The sequence below is a fragment of the Lysobacter soli genome, from assembly GCF_003382285.1.
Lineage (GTDB): Bacteria > Pseudomonadota > Gammaproteobacteria > Xanthomonadales > Xanthomonadaceae > Lysobacter_J > Lysobacter_J soli.
The window spans coordinates 41403-55880 of record NZ_QTJR01000005.1 but is presented as its reverse complement, the minus strand read 5'-3'; the positions used below and the strand labels follow the sequence as shown (position 1 = coordinate 55880).

The 14478-nt window shown below is 67.4% G+C and carries 17 protein-coding genes; 6 read left to right on the top strand and 11 right to left on the bottom strand.

Features of this window, described 5'->3' with window-relative positions; genetic code table 11:
- Positions 1-14 precede the first annotated feature (14 nt).
- Positions 15-713, top strand: a complete 699-nt coding sequence (locus DX912_RS08880; protein WP_115842149.1) for a response regulator — start codon at positions 15-17, stop codon at positions 711-713.
- Here the strand turns inward: DX912_RS08880 and DX912_RS08875 are convergent.
- Positions 703-1614, bottom strand: coding sequence for a pseudouridine synthase (locus DX912_RS08875; RefSeq protein WP_115842148.1), 912 nt, complete (start codon positions 1612-1614; stop codon positions 703-705). The genes DX912_RS08880 and DX912_RS08875 overlap by 11 nt on opposite strands.
- A 147-nt stretch (positions 1615-1761) precedes the next feature.
- On the opposite strand from DX912_RS08875, the gene DX912_RS08870 reads away from it, so the two are divergent.
- Complete coding sequence (locus DX912_RS08870; RefSeq protein ID WP_325050564.1) at positions 1762-2823, top strand: oxidoreductase; 1062 nt, start codon at positions 1762-1764, stop codon at positions 2821-2823.
- 10 nt (positions 2824-2833) lie between these two features.
- Here the strand turns inward: DX912_RS08870 and DX912_RS08865 are convergent, their stop codons facing one another.
- The 5 genes from DX912_RS08865 to DX912_RS08845 all read right to left on the bottom strand — a co-directional run bounded on the left by DX912_RS08865 (position 2834) and on the right by DX912_RS08845 (position 5534).
- The gene (locus DX912_RS08865; RefSeq protein WP_115842146.1) at positions 2834-3319 is read right to left on the bottom strand and encodes a nuclear transport factor 2 family protein; all 486 of its coding nucleotides are present in this window, start codon (positions 3317-3319) and stop codon (positions 2834-2836) included.
- Between the two features lie 66 nt (positions 3320-3385).
- Positions 3386-3604 carry a hypothetical protein gene (locus DX912_RS08860; protein ID WP_115842145.1) on the bottom strand — a complete coding sequence of 73 codons (219 nt, stop codon included), beginning with the start codon at positions 3602-3604 and terminating at the stop codon, positions 3386-3388.
- A 207-nt stretch (positions 3605-3811) separates the two neighbouring features.
- A complete protein-coding gene (locus tag DX912_RS08855; protein ID WP_115842144.1) occupies positions 3812-4219 on the bottom strand; it encodes a pre-peptidase C-terminal domain-containing protein in 408 nt (135 codons plus the stop codon).
- A gap of 22 nt (positions 4220-4241) precedes the next feature.
- Positions 4242-4580, bottom strand: coding sequence for a YciI family protein (locus tag DX912_RS08850; RefSeq protein ID WP_115842143.1), 339 nt, complete (start codon positions 4578-4580; stop codon positions 4242-4244).
- Positions 4581-4616: 36 nt separating this feature from the next.
- Positions 4617-5534 (bottom strand): AraC family transcriptional regulator, encoded by a 918-nt coding sequence (locus DX912_RS08845; protein WP_115842142.1) that lies wholly within the window; start codon positions 5532-5534, stop codon positions 4617-4619.
- Between the two features lie 80 nt (positions 5535-5614).
- On the opposite strand from DX912_RS08845, the gene DX912_RS08840 reads away from it, so the two are divergent.
- Both DX912_RS08840 and DX912_RS08835 read left to right on the top strand, forming a co-directional pair.
- Positions 5615-6151: a carboxymuconolactone decarboxylase family protein gene (locus DX912_RS08840; RefSeq protein ID WP_115842141.1), complete on the top strand. Its 537-nt coding sequence runs from the start codon at positions 5615-5617 to the stop codon at positions 6149-6151.
- Between the two features lie 56 nt (positions 6152-6207).
- The gene (locus DX912_RS08835; RefSeq protein WP_147298607.1) at positions 6208-6465 is read left to right on the top strand and encodes a hypothetical protein; all 258 of its coding nucleotides are present in this window, start codon (positions 6208-6210) and stop codon (positions 6463-6465) included.
- A 355-nt stretch (positions 6466-6820) separates the two neighbouring features.
- On the opposite strand, the gene DX912_RS08830 is transcribed toward DX912_RS08835, so the two are convergent.
- The 5 genes from DX912_RS08830 to DX912_RS08810 form a co-directional block, all read right to left on the bottom strand.
- Positions 6821-7144 (bottom strand): hypothetical protein, encoded by a 324-nt coding sequence (locus DX912_RS08830; RefSeq protein WP_147298606.1) that lies wholly within the window; start codon positions 7142-7144, stop codon positions 6821-6823.
- 84 nt (positions 7145-7228) lie between these two features.
- Positions 7229-7576 carry a DUF3325 domain-containing protein gene (locus tag DX912_RS08825; protein ID WP_115842138.1) on the bottom strand — a complete coding sequence of 116 codons (348 nt, stop codon included), beginning with the start codon at positions 7574-7576 and terminating at the stop codon, positions 7229-7231.
- Entirely contained in the window at positions 7569-9233 is a 1665-nt protein-coding gene (locus tag DX912_RS08820; protein ID WP_115842137.1) for a PepSY-associated TM helix domain-containing protein, read from the bottom strand. The genes DX912_RS08825 and DX912_RS08820 overlap by 8 nt, the downstream gene beginning before the upstream one ends.
- Positions 9234-9244: 11 nt before the next feature.
- Positions 9245-9562, bottom strand: coding sequence for an iron uptake protein (locus DX912_RS08815; RefSeq protein WP_115842136.1), 318 nt, complete (start codon positions 9560-9562; stop codon positions 9245-9247).
- Positions 9563-9605: 43 nt separating this feature from the next.
- On the bottom strand, positions 9606-11783 hold the full coding sequence (locus DX912_RS08810; RefSeq protein ID WP_115842135.1) for a TonB-dependent siderophore receptor: 2178 nt from the start codon (positions 11781-11783) through the stop codon (positions 9606-9608).
- A 221-nt stretch (positions 11784-12004) separates the two neighbouring features.
- Between DX912_RS08810 and DX912_RS08805 the strand changes: the two genes are divergently transcribed.
- Positions 12005-12796, top strand: a complete 792-nt coding sequence (locus tag DX912_RS08805) for an arginase family protein (protein WP_115842134.1) — start codon at positions 12005-12007, stop codon at positions 12794-12796.
- 85 nt (positions 12797-12881) lie between these two features.
- Positions 12882-14324 (top strand): Hsp70 family protein, encoded by a 1443-nt coding sequence (locus DX912_RS08800; protein ID WP_115842133.1) that lies wholly within the window; start codon positions 12882-12884, stop codon positions 14322-14324.
- Positions 14325-14478 lie beyond the last annotated feature (154 nt).

The window sequence follows — 14478 nt, the reverse complement described above, 5'->3', positions numbered from 1 at the left end:
CCGCGAAACATCCGATGACCGAAACCACCGCCAACGCGCCGCGCATCCTGGTGATCGACGACGAACCGCAGATCCGCCGGTTCCTCGACATCAGCCTGCGTGCGCAAGGTTACGTGGTGGACATGGCCGACACCGGCCAGGGCGGGCTCGAAGCGCTGGCGACGCACGGTGCCGATCTGGTCATCCTCGACCTCGGCCTGCCCGATCGCGACGGCCAGCAGGTGCTGCGCGAGTTGCGCGAGTGGTCGACCGTGCCGGTGATCCTGCTGACGGTGCGCTCGCACGAAGCCGAGAAGGTCGCCGGGCTGGACGGCGGCGCCAACGATTACGTCACCAAACCCTTCGGCGCGCAGGAGCTGATGGCACGTGTGCGCGCCTTGCTGCGTACGCGAGTGGTGGCGAACGATACGCCGCCGGTGTTCGACGACGGCCAGCTGCACGTGGACCTCGTCCGCCGCGAGGTGACGCTCGGCGGCCAGCCGCTGGCACTCGCACGCAAGGAATACGCGCTGCTCGCGTTGCTGGTGCAGCACGCCGGCCGCGTGGTGACGCAACCGCAGATCCTGCGGGAACTATGGGGACCGACGCACGAGGGCGACACCCATTACCTGCGCATCCTCGTCGGCAAGCTGCGACAGAAGCTCGGCGACAATGCCGCCTCGCCGCGATGGATTGCCACCGAACCCGGCGTCGGCCTGCGCTTCATCGGTTGAGCGGCGGGCGTCCGTTCTCCAGCTCAAGGCCACTCGAAAAGCTGCGCTCCGCCCCGCTGACCGGGTCGACGAACGAAAGCCGCTTCGCCAGCAGCTGCAAGGGCGCCGAGTAATCGCCGGCCTCGCGGTGCCGCACCGCCGGATAGACCGGATCGTTCACGATCGGCGCACCGAGCGCGGCCATGTGGACGCGCAGCTGGTGTTTCCGCCCGGTGACCGGCGTGAGCGCATATCGCCAGTGGTCGCCGCCGCGGGCGATGACGTCGATGTGCGTTTCGCCGTTCGCCGGCCCGTCGACTTCCCGCATGCGGAAGAACGGCTCGCCGCGCTCGATGCGACTCGCGCGCATGCACGGAAATTCGCCACCCGGCAGCGGCGGCGCGATCGCCTCGTACTGCTTCTGCATGCGACGCTCGCGGAACAGCGCCTGGTAGTGCGCGCGACTGCCTGGATTGGTGGAGAACAGCACCAGCCCCGCGGTTTCGCGATCTATGCGATGCAAGGGCGCGAGCGCCACGTTCCCGGTTCGCCGGATCAACCGGCCCAGCAGCGTTTCGTGCACATGCGCGCCGGCAGGCACGACCGGGAGAAAGTGCGGTTTGTCCGCGACCAGCAGGTCGTCGTCGACGTGCAGCACAACTTCGTCGAACGGAATGCGCGGCTCGTCGGCCACTTCGCGGTAGTAATGGATTTCGAGCCCGACGCGATACGGCGTTTCCGGCATCACCCATCGCCCGGCGTCGTCAAGGACGCGCCCTCGCGCCATGCGCTCGAGCCATTGCGCGCGCGGTATCAACGGAAATCGCTCGCACAGGCAGTCGAGCACCGTCGCCCAGGCCCCGGCCGGCAACTGCAGCGTACTGGCGGCGAGTCCATCGATGCTGGGCGGGCGATTGCGCATGCGCGAAGTGTGTCATCCACGACACTCCTGGTGAATCCGGTCGCCTCGATCAGGTTCGCCGCACGAGAGCTCCACGCCATCGCTGCGGCCTGCATTGCACAATGCGCGCACCGCTGTGGGCCACCATCCCGACAGGAGACCGGCGACATGCCAAGCCAGATGAACCATTCCGCCCGGCCCATTCGGGTCGCACTGATCGGGTATGGCTTCGCCTCGCGGACGTTCCACGCGCCGCTGATCCGCTCCGTGTCGCGTCTGTCGCTGGCCCTGGTCGCATCGAGCCGGCCGGAAGAGGTGCGGGCTGATCTTCCTGGCATCGCGGTGGAAGGCGATCCGATGCGGGCGGTCGTCGATGCCGATGTCGACCTCGTCGTGATCGCCACGCCGAACGGCACGCACTTTGCGCTCGCGCAGGCGGCGCTGCGTGCGGGCAAGCACGTGGTGGTCGACAAGCCGCTGACGCCAAGCCTTCCCGAAGCGATCGAGCTGCTCGGGATCGCGCAGGCCGAGGGCCGCTTGTTGTCCGTCTTCCACAACCGGCGCTGGGACAGCGACTTCCTGACGGTGCGCCAAGCGATAAACGACGGGCTGGTGGGCGACGTTCGCCATTTCGAATCGCGCATCGAGCGCTTCCGCCCGCAGGTACGCGATCGCTGGCGCGAGCGGCCCGGCCCTGCGACCGGCCTGTGGTGGGACCTCGGGCCGCATCTGGTGGACCAGGTGCTGTCGCTGTTCGGTTGGCCCGACGGCGTGCAGGCGAGTTTCGCGCGACAACGCGACGGCGCGACGACGGACGATTGGGCGCACGTGGTGCTGTCCTTCGGCGCGACGCGCGCGGTGTTGCAGGTCGGGATGCTCGCGGCGATTCCCGGTGCGCGCTTCGTCGTGCACGGCACGCGCGGCTCGCTGGTGAAGGCGCAACCCGACCCGCAGGAGCCGCAGCTGATCGCAGGCGTGCGACCGGGCGATGCGCAATGGGGCATCGATCCAGGTCCGCTGCAGTGGCGAGGCGACGACGGTACGCTCCAGACGCGCCCCGCGCTGCGTGGCGACCAGTCGCGTTTCTACGCGGAACTGGCCGAGGCGATCGCAGGCGATGGTCCCAATCCGGTTCCGCCCGAAGAGGCCATCCGCGTCATGGCGATACTGCAGGCGGCCGATGATTCGGCGTCGCAAGGTCGCAGCATCGTGCCGCAGGCGCCCGGCTAGTCGCGTCGATCTAACCGTTCGCCCGGTGCCCGTAACTGAGCACGCGGGTGATCCGCCAGGCGCCGTCGCGGTTCTCCCACACGATGACGAACTCGGCGATGCCGTTGCACTTGCCTGTGTCGAACTGGCAGAAGCGATGCGTGCCCTGCTCGATCGCCCCGTAATTGCTGATCGGAAACACCTTCAGCGTGCCGGGCACGAGTTCGCGGCGGAAGTGTCCGCACACGTACTTCTGCGTGTTCTCGATCATTTCCCGCCGCGACCACGTGACGCCGCCGGCGTCGTGGTAGAACTCGACGTCGGGCGCGAAGAAGCTGGCGTGTTTTTCCAGCTGCACCGGCTTGCTGCAGGTGTTGAAGGCGTCGAACACCGCGGTATCGAGTGCCGCCACCGTGCGCGTCAGCGCTGCCTGTTGCGACTGGTCGTCCTGCGCGAGGGCCGCGCCCGGCCCCGCCATCGCGGCAAGAACGGCCACCGCCGACATGAACTTCTTCATGTGCTGCTTCCCTGGATTCGGTTGAGGTTGCGTGGGTCCACCGCCGCGCCCGGCTTTGCCGCTGCCTTACGCGGCGGCCGCCTGCGGACGCCAGCCGAGCAACCGGGCCGGCAGCATCAGCAGCGCATGCAGGAAGGCGAACAGCGCGGAGAACGTGATGCCCACGAGCCGGAACGGCAGGCAGAGCAGCCACACCAGCGGCCACAGCACCAGCGCCAGCAGCGCGAGCGGCCAGCACAGCACCAGCAGCAGGCACCAGCCCAGCAGGAGGATCAGCGTCTTCATGGCGACTCACGCAGCGATGCCGGACATCCGGCGAGCGTCAGGCTGCGACCGGGGCCAGCGACCGGCAACCGCCCTGCGACGAACCGGGGAATACGCCGACGGAACGGGGAGCCGGCGCGACGGCCGAGGGCCCGTGTGTCCGGCGAATGTCCTCGGTGCGACGAACCGGGTGCCGGCCTTTAGCCGACCGGCACGCGAGCCGAGGCCTCAGCGGATCGACAACGTGATCGTGTACGGCACCTTCTCGCCGCGACGGGCCGAGGCACGCATCTGGTAGACCTGCACGGTGTACGTGCCGGTCTTCGGCAGCTTGCCGGTCCATCCGCGATCGGCGTTGGAGCCCAGCGCGGTTGCCGCGCCCGGCGCGTCGCCCGGGGCGAAGACGTTGAAGTTCGCGTTGCTGCTGCCGGCCAGCGTTACCGTCATCGTCTGGCCCGCGCGCGCATCCAGCGTGTAGTGCACCGAGTCGTAGCCCGCGAAGCTGCCTTTCATCGTCGCGCTGCTCGCGCCCTTGGCGAACTTGACCGGAACCGTCGTGACCTTGTCGGCCGCGACGGCCGATGTCGCGGCGAAGGCGAAGGCGATGGACAGCGCGAGGGTCTGGACCGGCTTCATGGCATGGCTCCTTGTTTGAGGCTCAGGATTCGGGATCGAACATGATCTCGCGCACTTCCTGCGCGCAACGACACGATTCGGCGATCTTCGCCGCCCATCGCAACGCGTCCTCGCGCGACGCTACTTCGAGGATCGAGAACCCGCCGATGACCGGCTTGGTCTCCGGCCACGCACCGTCGGAAACCGAACCATCCGGTGCGACGACGGACGCCTGCTGGCTCATGATTCCCCCCCCGAAGATCCACACGCCGGCGGCCTTGGCTTCCCGTACCACGGCGTGCGAGGCCTCGGACACGGCTGGCAGGTCCTCCTCGGGGAAGGTCATCCATCCGTCGTCGAACGAGATCAGGTATCGCGGCATCGTTCCATCTCCTGCGTTGCGTGATCGTGAGTACGTCTAGCCTGCCGCGCCCTGATGCAGCGTGAGCCATTCGCGTGGCGAAGAACCGGTGCGCCTGCGGAACGCGCGCGAAAGCGATGGCGCGTCCGCGAAGCCAAGGTCGAGCGCAACCTGCTTCACCGATCGCCCCGCGCGCAGCAGCGAGGTAGCGACGTTGAGCTTCCAGTCCAGCGAATACGCCGCGGGCGTCGTTCCGGTCGCGGCCTTGAACGCCGCGGCGAACGCGCTGCGCGACATGCCGGCGCTGGCGGCCATGCGTTCGAGCGTCCAGTCGGCATCGGGCGCCTGGTGGACGGCGATGAGCGCCTTCGCGAGTCGCGGATCCGACAGCCCCATCATCATGCCCTGCGACACGTGCGCGTCCTCGGGATGATCGAGGATCCACCGCAGCACCTGGATCAGCACCACCTCGAACAGGCGATTGACGAGCAGCCGCGAACCGCAGCGCACGTGGTCGGATTCGGCGAACAACAGGTCTAGCGTGGCTGCGAGTCCGTCGATCTTCTCCAGCGGCAGCGCGATGAAGTCGGGCAGCGACTGCACGATCGGATTGCGTGCGCCGCCATCGAAATCAAGCGTTGCGCAGGTGAAGTCCGAACCGTCGACCGGCGGATTGACGAATTCGTGGTGCACCGCGCGCGGGAACAGCAGCAGCGTCGGTTCGCACAGGTGCGTGCGCGCCCTGTGCGGCCCCTGCCCGTGCAGCAATTCCATCTCGCCCCGGCGCAGCACATGCAGGAAGCCGCGACCGGGCTTCGCATCGAAGACCTGATGTCCGCACAGCGGGCCGGAATGGAAGAGCGAGGCCTGCACGCGAAAGCGCTCGAGCACCGGCGTGAGGCGGTCGATGGACGCGGCGCCCTCGCCCACGGGTGGCGCGGGAGCCTCGGACGAATTGCCATCTTTCAGCGACATATCGCCACCAATCGTCCCGGACGGGTTCCTAGTATGCCCGTCAACCGGCCACTCCGGACGGTCCAACCAGGAACCCCGCCATGTCCCGCATTCCCCTCGTCAATCCGAAAGACAGCACCGGCGAACGCCAGCAGCTCCTCGGCCAGATCCACTCGGCCTTCGGCGCCACCCCGAACATGTTCCGCGCCGTCGCCAACTCCACCGCCGCGCTCAAGAGCATGTGGGGCTCGTTCGCCGCACTCGGTGGCGGCGTCATCGCGCCGAAGCTCGGCGAGCAGATCGCCGTCGCCATCGCCAACCGCAACGCCTGCGAGTACTGCCTCGCCGCGCACACCGCGCTGGGTCGCAAGGCTGGCGCGAGCGGCGACGAAATGAGCGCCGCCCAGGACGGCCAGTCGCAGGATCCGAAGACGGCCGCCGCGCTGCGCTTCGCCCTGCGCGTAGTGGAAGGTCGCGGCCAGATCGAAACGGCCGACGTCGAAGCGCTGCGCGGCGAGGGTTTCAACGACGAGGAAATCGTCGAGATCCTCGCGCACGTCGCGCTGAACCTGTTCACCAACTACGTCAACGTCGCCTTCGCCGTTCCCGTCGATTTCCCGGGCGTGAAGCTGCGTTGATGCGATGCGCGCCGCTGGCCGGGAGCTCTCCCGGCCAGCCACGCGGAGAGCTCACCATGACCAGAACCTACGTCCCCATCGATTGCGAATTCCACGACGTGCTGGAAGCGGCGGCAACGCTCCGGCGGATCGTGGCGATCGACCATCTCGATGACGGAGGAAACCGGCGCGTCGTCGATGCACGCATCGCCGACCTGTTCGCACGCGACGGCGCGGAGTACATGCGCCTGGACGATGGCAGCCTCATCCGGCTCGACCGGATCGTGAGCATCGACGACGCCCAGCGCAGCGCATTCGAGCGAGCCCCTGCCTGACCGGTGCATCGCACGATCGTCGCACGATGCGGACCGTCCACGCGACGGAGGCGTCAAGGAACGCCTCTTCACCCAGGGAAACACACCCCCGTAACCACGACGCGTGTATTCGTACCTGTGCACCATGCCGATCACATAGCGGCATAGCCCTGGGCCTCCGTGCAGCTCCGCACGAGAAGGCCACCATGAATCTTCCTGCTTCTTCGTCCGACCTGGACGAAACGCACGACACGTCCGCCGATCACGAACGACTCGCCATTGCGATCGCCGAACGCCGGCAACTGGCACGGATGCTGGCCGCATCTCGACGAACTCCGCAACAGCCTCGATCGTCGCCACGCGGGCGTGGACGCGTTCAAATCGCTCGAATTGGCGCACGCGAAGCTTCCTTCGCGTTGAGGGCCGCATCTTCGACGTTGTCGAGGAGTTTGGCATCCTGCGCGTCGACCTCGTCCTCGCCGCGTACGCGCGGACGCGCCAGGCCTGCACGCTCGACGGCCATCGCAAGGCGTTGTTCCGCGCCGGATGCGTACGCGTTGAGTTGCCACGCGATGACGACCGATTGCGCGATCGTGGACCGCAATGCGGCCACGGTATGGGTCAGGTCGGTGCGACGTCGCCGGTTCTCTTCGGCGACGGCGCATAGTCGGAACACTTCGGTACCACCGGGCTCGGCCATGGCCGGATCGTACCCGGCGAAGGTGAAGGCGACGTCGTCCGTCGCGTGCATCTCGCGATGGGCCGCGGCGTTAGCCGGCTACGGTCATCTGGCCGGACGGGACTTCGGCACACGCACCCACGGCGCAAGTCCGCGCAACCATGCCGGTCGGGATGAAAGCGCGAACGCGATGGCGAGCGCCGACGCGGCCAGCGTCATCACCCAGACCAGCGTGGCCATCGAGGCGTGATCGACCGCGAGGCACAGCGCCAACGCGACCAGCAATCCCGACGCGCCCACCCATCGCAGCGCACGCGCGCTGACGGGCGACACGACATCGCCCCAGACCTGCTGCGCGTGCACCGGCATCGACAGCGCGAGCCAGCCCATGCCGGCGATGGCACTCGCGAACGCGGCCGACAACAGGCATGCGGAGAGCATCGACTCAGACATGCGCCGGCTCCGTGTCGATGCGCGGCTGCGCGATGGCGGCATTCTTCGTGAGCTTGCGCGCCATCATGGCCGCGACGGTCGCGCCGAACAGCAGGAACAGGTCCACGCCCGCCACCGGCCAGTAACCGGCCGACAGCGTCTTCAGCAGATGGTCGCCGGTGGTGATCCAGTTCAGCGCGATCGCGATCACTGCCAGCATGGCGATCGCCCAGCACTGCTCGCGCCACGCGGGATTCGCCCTGCCCTGTGCGACCGGCGCGCTGCGCAGGCCAGCGTGCACGAAGGCGAGCGCCCACGTGCCCCAGAACGCGTAGCGTTCGAAATCGCCGCGACCGGGCAGCGTTTCCGGCAGCAACCGGTTCGCGACGAGGATGCCCAGCGCGGCCAGCACCATGCCGGTGACCGTGGTGACGGCCAACGCGTCGACGATGCGCGCGCCCTGGCTGCCCTGTTGTGCGTGCTGGCGCTTGCGCTTCTCGACGAAGAACACGAAGCCGGTCGCGATGCACACCGCGCCCGCCAGACCGCCGAGCACGTACAGCCAGCGCAGCAGCCAGTGGCGGAAGTGCTGCAGGTGCAGGCCGGTGAGGAACTCGCTGACACGGCCGACGGCGCTCGCCGGTGGATCTTCGCGGATCAGCTCGCCCGTGGATGCCTTGAAGTGGATGCCGTCGCCGACCAGCGCGATGCGGTCGGTGCCTGCGCGGTAGACGCTGACGTAGCCGTTCGCATCGCCCACGTGCTGCAACACGAGGAAGCCGACGTCGCCCGCCTTGTCCTTCGCCTGCCAGCGACGCTGCGTCTCGGCGACCATGCCGTCGACCGACGCCAGGCCGGCGGCAACGCCCGCGCGTTCGTGCGGCAGCCCGGTTTCGTTCGCTTCGATCTGCGCGTGCAGCTCGTGCAGGTCGTGCAGTTGCGTGTGACCGACCGGGAAGTAGTACGTGCCGGCGAAGATCACCAGTCCGGTGAACGCGAAGAAGAAATGGAACGGCAGCGCGACCACGCCGGTGAGGTTGTGCAGATCGAGCACGCTGCGCAGCCGCGCCTTGTCGGGGCGGAAGGTGAAGAACTCGCGGAAGATCTTGCGATGCATCACCACGCCGCTCACGAGGGCGGCCAGCATCACCAGCGCGGAAAACCCGACGATCCAGAATCCGAGGTTCTTCCAGTCCAGCGTCAGGCTGTAATGCATCGGATAGAAGAACTCGCTGCCGATCTTCAGCTGGTCGTTCGACAGCACGCGGCCATCGCGCGGATCGATGGTGCCGTAGGCCCAGATTGTCTCTTCCGGATCCTTCGCGTTCGGCACTTCATAGCCGGCATACAGCGCCAGCACCGGATCGCGGTGCGTCGTGTAGGCGCTCCAGCTGACGACGGTGTCGAAACGCTGCGGCATGTCGCCATTCACGCGCGGGCGCATGGCGTCCACGGCGTCCTTCGTGGGCTGCATGCGCTCGAACGCGGGCCTGAGCACCTTGTCGTACGACGGCATGGGCTGCGGCTCGAAGCGCGTGGCCGGGTTCGACCAGCGATCGATCTCGCGATCGAACACCGACAACGCGCCGAAGAAGAACGCCGCCATCAGCACGAAGCCGAGCACCAGCCCGAACCACGTGTGCAGCCACGCCATCGATTGCCGGAAGCTGTTGAGCATGACGTTCCTCCTCAGACCAGCATCGACTGCACGAGCGATGCCGCAACGGCCATCGCCGCGCCGCCGACCAGTAGTACCGACCACACCACCGCAAGCCTTCGCGCCGCGATCGCCGACAGAAACACGACGAGATAGCCGACCAGCCCGATGACGGCGCCGCTGAACTCGGCGTCGTGGAAGTCCAGTTGCGCCGCGAACAGCAGCGCGGTGGTCAACGCCACCAGACCCCACGCGAAGGCGTAACCGCCGAGCACCGCGGCGCACACGCGCGAGGCGATGCGCAGCCGGGGCGCGATGGAAGATGCAGATGCGGCGGTCGTGCCGGACATGGCGATGGCTCCGTCCTCGTTGTGTCGCGTTTGCGTATGGCGATCAGAACCGCCAGTTCAGGCTCAGCATGTAGTTCGCCGGCGCGCCGTAGAAGCCGCTGTAGCGAAGCGTGTTGATGTACTTCTCGTCGGTGAGGTTGTTGACGTTCAAACGCACCGTCGCGTTGGGCACGAAGTCCCATGCCACGAAGCCGTTGAGCACCGCGTAGCTGTCCTGGCGCACGGTGAAGCCGTTGCTCTCGACGTTCGAGATGTCGCTCTGCCAGCGACCGCCCAGGCCGTACGACAGCGCCGTGTAGCTCGGCAGGCGCGCCATCACCATCAGGTTCGCGGTGCGGCGCGGCACCCAGCGGTACGTGTCGTCGCCGTCCTGGCCGGTCAGCTTCAGTGCGGTCGCGCCGAACACGAGGTCGACGTACTCCGACACCTTTCCGGTGACTTCGAACTCCACGCCCTTGGATTCGACGTTGACGCCGGTGTAGTAGTACTGGCCGTTCTGGTTGTAACCGGCGCCGGTGGCGAGGTTGTCCTGCTTCGCCTGGAACACGGCGAACGTCGTCAGCAGGCGCTTGTCGAGCCAGTCGGCCTTCACGCCCAGTTCGTAGTTCGTGCCCTTCGTCGGATCCAGGTAGCGGCCTTCGGCGTCGGACTGGCTCTGCGGATGGTAGATGTCCGAATAGCTGACGTAGCCGAGCACGTGCTCGTTGAAGTCGTAGGTGAGGCCGGCGTACGGGCTGGTGTGGCTTTCGGTCTGGTCGAACACGACGCCGTAGTTCACGCCCTCGCGGTGGTATTCGGCGAAGTTGAAGCCGAGCACGGCCTTGAAGCGGTCAGTGAGCGCCAGACGCGTCGCACCAAAGGCGCGCTTGAGGCGCTGGTCCAGCACGCTGTAGACCGAGCGCGCGCCCCACACCGGTTCCGGAACGGCATTGCCCGCCCACGGGAACGCGGGCATCGGGATGTAGCCGTACATGCCGTTGTCGTAAATGTCGGCGTCGAACTCGCGGTTTTCCGCCTCGCTCTTGGCCCAGCCGACGCCGAGCATCGCCTCGTGCTCGCGGCCCCACATCGCAAAACGACCATCGACGGTCGCCGTCGCCAGGTGCGAGGTCATCTCGTCGTCGCCGCGCCATGCGTAGCCATACAGGCCGAGGTTGGTGCCCGGCTCCAGGCCGGTGGCGGCGTAATCGGTGGCGTAGAACAGCTTGTCGGCGTTCTCGGTATTGCGGTAGTCGTACGACAGCTTCAGCTGCCAGTCCGAACCGAGCTGGTGCGCGTACTCGACGAACGCGTTCTGGTTGGTCGTGTCCCAGAAGGTCCAGTCCTGCGTGGTCGATGCGCTGCGCGGCCATTCGGCCTGGGTGCCATCGCTGTACATGAAGGCCAGCGCGCCCCACATGTTCCCGTCGGTCTGCGCCTGCTGCCACGAATAGCCGAGCGTCAGCGTGCCGTTCTCGCCGACCTGGCCATCGACGACGCCGTAGACGAAATCGCGCTGGTCCTGCTTGTCGCGCAGCCAGGAATCGCCTTCCTGGTGGGCGGCGACGAAGCGGCCGGCCCAGCGGCCGTCGTCGGTGAACGGCGTCGAGTAGTCGATGTCTGCACGCACGGTGTCCCACGAGCCGTAGCTCACGCCGAGCGAGCCCTGCGCGTCGTTGGTCGGGCGCTTGCGCACGTAGTTGATCGTGCCGGCCGCGTTGCCGACGCCGGTGAGCAGGCCGTTGGCGCCGCGGATGACTTCCAGCTTCTCGTAGCCGGCCATGTCCATCGCGCCGGTGACGATGCCCCAGTCGTTCGGCAGGCCGACGCCGTCGATCTGCGTGTTCTCGATATCGAAGCCGCGCGAGGTGAACGTGGTGCGGTTGGTTTCCCACTCGTCCACCTGGATACCGGTGGCCATCCGCAGCGCGTCGTTGAGGCTGTTGGTCTGGAACGCCTGCATCTGCGCGCTGTCGATCACGCTGATGGACTGCGGCGTTTCCTTGATGGTCAGGTCGAGGTTGGTCGCGCCGTTGCTGACGCGCTCGGCGCGCTGGGCGACCACGAGGACGGCGTCGAGATCGGTCGCGCTGTCGGCCGCGGCGGCATCGGCAGCGAAGGCCGTGCCGTTTGCGGCGAGCAACGCGAGGAAGACGGCGAGGCCGAGCCGGTTGGGCGTCGCGGCGGCCGGAGCGTGGCGGGAAACGTGGCGGGACGTGCGGGCGGAACCGATGGCGTGCATGGGGTCGTCTGGATGCGAACGGGAGTGGCGGGTCGTACCCTGACCGTCGCGCCGCGAATGGCCACCGGTGGCCAATGCGCAAGTCCGGAGAGCCCCTGCCTGTTCATTATTAAATGCGAATAATTCTCATTATGCAAGATTCGCATTGACTTCCCGCCGCGTCCCCGGCCGAAACCGCCCCACTGGCATCATTGGCGTTCGCGATCCCGAGGAGCGAAGCCATGCCGTTCGACGTCAGCCTGTCGTACCCGCAATGGCAGGGCTCGGGACGCCACACCGACCTTCCGCGCGGCGCGACAGCCGCAGCCGCCGTGTGCGCGCAATTCGCGCCGATGGTCAGCGTGCCGATCACCGACGGCGAAGCGGCAGACGCGCACGGCGTGCATCGCTGGGACGCGATCTTCACGCAGTTCCGCGACGCGAAAGCCCTGCTCGCCCGGTCGAACGCCAGGCGCGTGCTGGCCGCCGGCGGCGACTGCGCGGTGGACGTCGCCGTGATCGATCACCTGCACGGGGTGCACCCCGGGCTGCAGGTGATCTGGATGGATGCCCACCTCGACGCGAACACACCCGAGACCTCGCCCAGCGGCAACTTCCACGGCATGCCGGTGAGCGCGATCCTTGGTCGCGCACCGGCACCGATGCGCGAGTTGATGGGCCTGCCCATCGATCCCGCGCGATTCCGCTACGTCGGAATCCGCGTCGGCGATGAAGGCGACTGGGCGCTGCAGCGCGAACTGGCCTTGAGGCAACTGGATCCGCAGGAGGCGATGCGCGGCCCGGTGCACATCCACTTCGACCTGGACGTGCTGGACCCGCGCGAGTTTCCGCACGTCGCGTATCCCGAGGGCGGGCTGGGGGTCGACGACGCCGTGACGCTGGTCGCCCGCATCGCGCGCGAGGCCGACCTCGTCGGCTTCACCGTGACCGAATTCGCGCCCCTCGATGAAGAAGCGGCGCGCGATGGCAGCCGCGTGATCCAGCGTCTTTGCGAGGCAGCCGCCGGTCGGTGACCCACGCGCTTTGAGATGCCTGCGAATGGCCCGATGCAAGCGGTTCAAGGCAAAATCGCGTTCGTAATCCCTGATCTGGCACCACATGCGTATTGGAATCGACTTCGGCACGAGCTATTCGGCCGCCGGCGCCGTGATCGACGGCGAACTTCACCTGATCCGTTTCGGCAACGAGCTGCAGTTCCGCACCACGGTGTTCTTCCCGCAGCGGCTGCCGGACCTGTCCGAGTTCGAGCTGACCGACGCCTTGCACGACGAAGTCCGCCGGCTTGTCGGGGAATTCAAGCGCGACCAGGCGCGGCAGCATGCGGAACTTCGCGCGCGTCGCGAGGAAGCGATGAAGCGCCCCGAGCCGCAGCGGAGTGCCGAACTCGGCATGATCCCCTCGCCGCGCATGCGTTCAGACCTGGAATTCGAGCGCGATGCGCGCGCGCTCGTGCGGCGCCGCTGGGCCGCCGAGGAAATGCGCAAGGCGATGCTGGAAGGCGTGGACCTGCAGCGGGCGCTGTACGGCGAGGAAGCCGTCGATGCCTTCATCGACGGCGGCGCTGGCCAGCTCGTCGTGTCGCCGAAGTCCATGCTCGGCTACAAGCTCGAAGCCCGTGCACGCGACACGCTGCTCGGCATCGCGACGCAGCTGCTGCGGCACATCCGCCTCACCGCAAGCGCGCAGCTCGGCACCGAAGTGCGCGCGGCGATCCTCGGGCGTCCGGTGCGGTTCCGCAGTTCGATGAAGGAAGCCGGTGGCGTGCAGGCGCTGGAAATCCTCACCGACGCGGCCTACGCCGCCGGTTTCGACGAGGTCGAATTCCTCGAGGAACCCGCCGCCGCGGCGTACGGCTATCACGCGCAGACACGACGCCCGCGTCGCACGCTGATCGTCGACATCGGTGGCGGCACGACGGACATGGCGATGGCCGACGTCGGCGGCGCGACGGTCGCGCCGATCGTGCACGACTCGTGGGGCGAGCCGGTCGGCGGTACCGACGTGGACATCGAACTCAGCATGCGCGGCGTGATGCCGCTGTTCGGCAAGGGCGTGACCAACACGCCGGTGCACCGGTTCTACGAAGCGTCCGCGGTCCAGGATCTGCAACGCCAGGCGCGGTTCCGCGAGACGTCGTTCGAGCATGTGGACGCGCCGTACGGCCAGCGCCTGGAAACCCTGAAGCAGCGCGGCCATACCGTTCGCCTCAACCGCGCCGTGGAACGCGCCAAGATCGCGCTGAGCGACGTGCAGGACCTGACCGTGGACCTCGCCTTCATCGAAGACGGATTGGCCGCACCGATCGACGCCGCGCGACTCAACGACGCAGCGTCTCCGTTCCTCTACCAGCTGCGCACGTTGATGGAACGAGCGCGCGACGAACTCGAGCATCCGCCGGAGACGGTGTACCTGACCGGCGGCATGTCGCGATCGCCGTATGTGCCTGCATTGGTAAAGACGATCTTCCCGGATGCGGACGTGATCGCGGGCAATGCATCGCTCGGCGTCGTGACAGGACTCGCTCACGCCGCGGCAGTCTGAAGGCCCCGTCCCACGGGGTTTCCAACGCTGCCTTCGCGCGCCTTTCACACCTCTGAATGTGCTTTCACGCACGATGGTACACAGTACAAGCAGACGCGACAGTACGACGGGAGTCGTGACGTCGACGGGCTGGCTGTGGCTGCACGTCGGCTCG

Bases quoted from the DNA above. Each gene is read 5' to 3' on its own strand.
- DX912_RS08815 (WP_115842136.1), bottom strand. From the start codon at position 9,562: ATGTCCGGCACGACCGCCGCATCTGCATCTTCCATCGCGCCCCGGCTG.
- DX912_RS08855 (WP_115842144.1), bottom strand. From the start codon at position 4,219: ATGAAGCCGGTCCAGACCCTCGCGCTGTCCATCGCCTTCGCCTTCGCC.
- DX912_RS08820 (WP_115842137.1), bottom strand. From the start codon at position 9,233: ATGCTCAACAGCTTCCGGCAATCGATGGCGTGGCTGCACACGTGGTTC.
- DX912_RS08850 (WP_115842143.1), bottom strand. From the start codon at position 4,580: ATGCCGCGATACCTGATCTCGTTCGACGACGGATGGATGACCTTCCCC.
- DX912_RS08825 (WP_115842138.1), bottom strand. From the start codon at position 7,576: ATGTCTGAGTCGATGCTCTCCGCATGCCTGTTGTCGGCCGCGTTCGCG.
- DX912_RS08875 (WP_115842148.1), bottom strand. From the start codon at position 1,614: ATGCGCAATCGCCCGCCCAGCATCGATGGACTCGCCGCCAGTACGCTG.
- DX912_RS08810 (WP_115842135.1), bottom strand. From the start codon at position 11,783: ATGCACGCCATCGGTTCCGCCCGCACGTCCCGCCACGTTTCCCGCCAC.
- DX912_RS08840 (WP_115842141.1), top strand. From the start codon at position 5,615: ATGTCCCGCATTCCCCTCGTCAATCCGAAAGACAGCACCGGCGAACGC.
- DX912_RS08880 (WP_115842149.1), top strand. From the start codon at position 15: ATGACCGAAACCACCGCCAACGCGCCGCGCATCCTGGTGATCGACGAC.
- DX912_RS08805 (WP_115842134.1), top strand. From the start codon at position 12,005: ATGCCGTTCGACGTCAGCCTGTCGTACCCGCAATGGCAGGGCTCGGGA.
- DX912_RS08865 (WP_115842146.1), bottom strand. From the start codon at position 3,319: ATGAAGAAGTTCATGTCGGCGGTGGCCGTTCTTGCCGCGATGGCGGGG.
- DX912_RS08845 (WP_115842142.1), bottom strand. From the start codon at position 5,534: ATGTCGCTGAAAGATGGCAATTCGTCCGAGGCTCCCGCGCCACCCGTG.
- DX912_RS08800 (WP_115842133.1), top strand. From the start codon at position 12,882: ATGCGTATTGGAATCGACTTCGGCACGAGCTATTCGGCCGCCGGCGCC.
- DX912_RS08830 (WP_147298606.1), bottom strand. From the start codon at position 7,144: ATGGCCGAGCCCGGTGGTACCGAAGTGTTCCGACTATGCGCCGTCGCC.
- DX912_RS08860 (WP_115842145.1), bottom strand. From the start codon at position 3,604: ATGAAGACGCTGATCCTCCTGCTGGGCTGGTGCCTGCTGCTGGTGCTG.
- DX912_RS08870 (WP_325050564.1), top strand. From the start codon at position 1,762: ATGCCAAGCCAGATGAACCATTCCGCCCGGCCCATTCGGGTCGCACTG.
- DX912_RS08835 (WP_147298607.1), top strand. From the start codon at position 6,208: ATGACCAGAACCTACGTCCCCATCGATTGCGAATTCCACGACGTGCTG.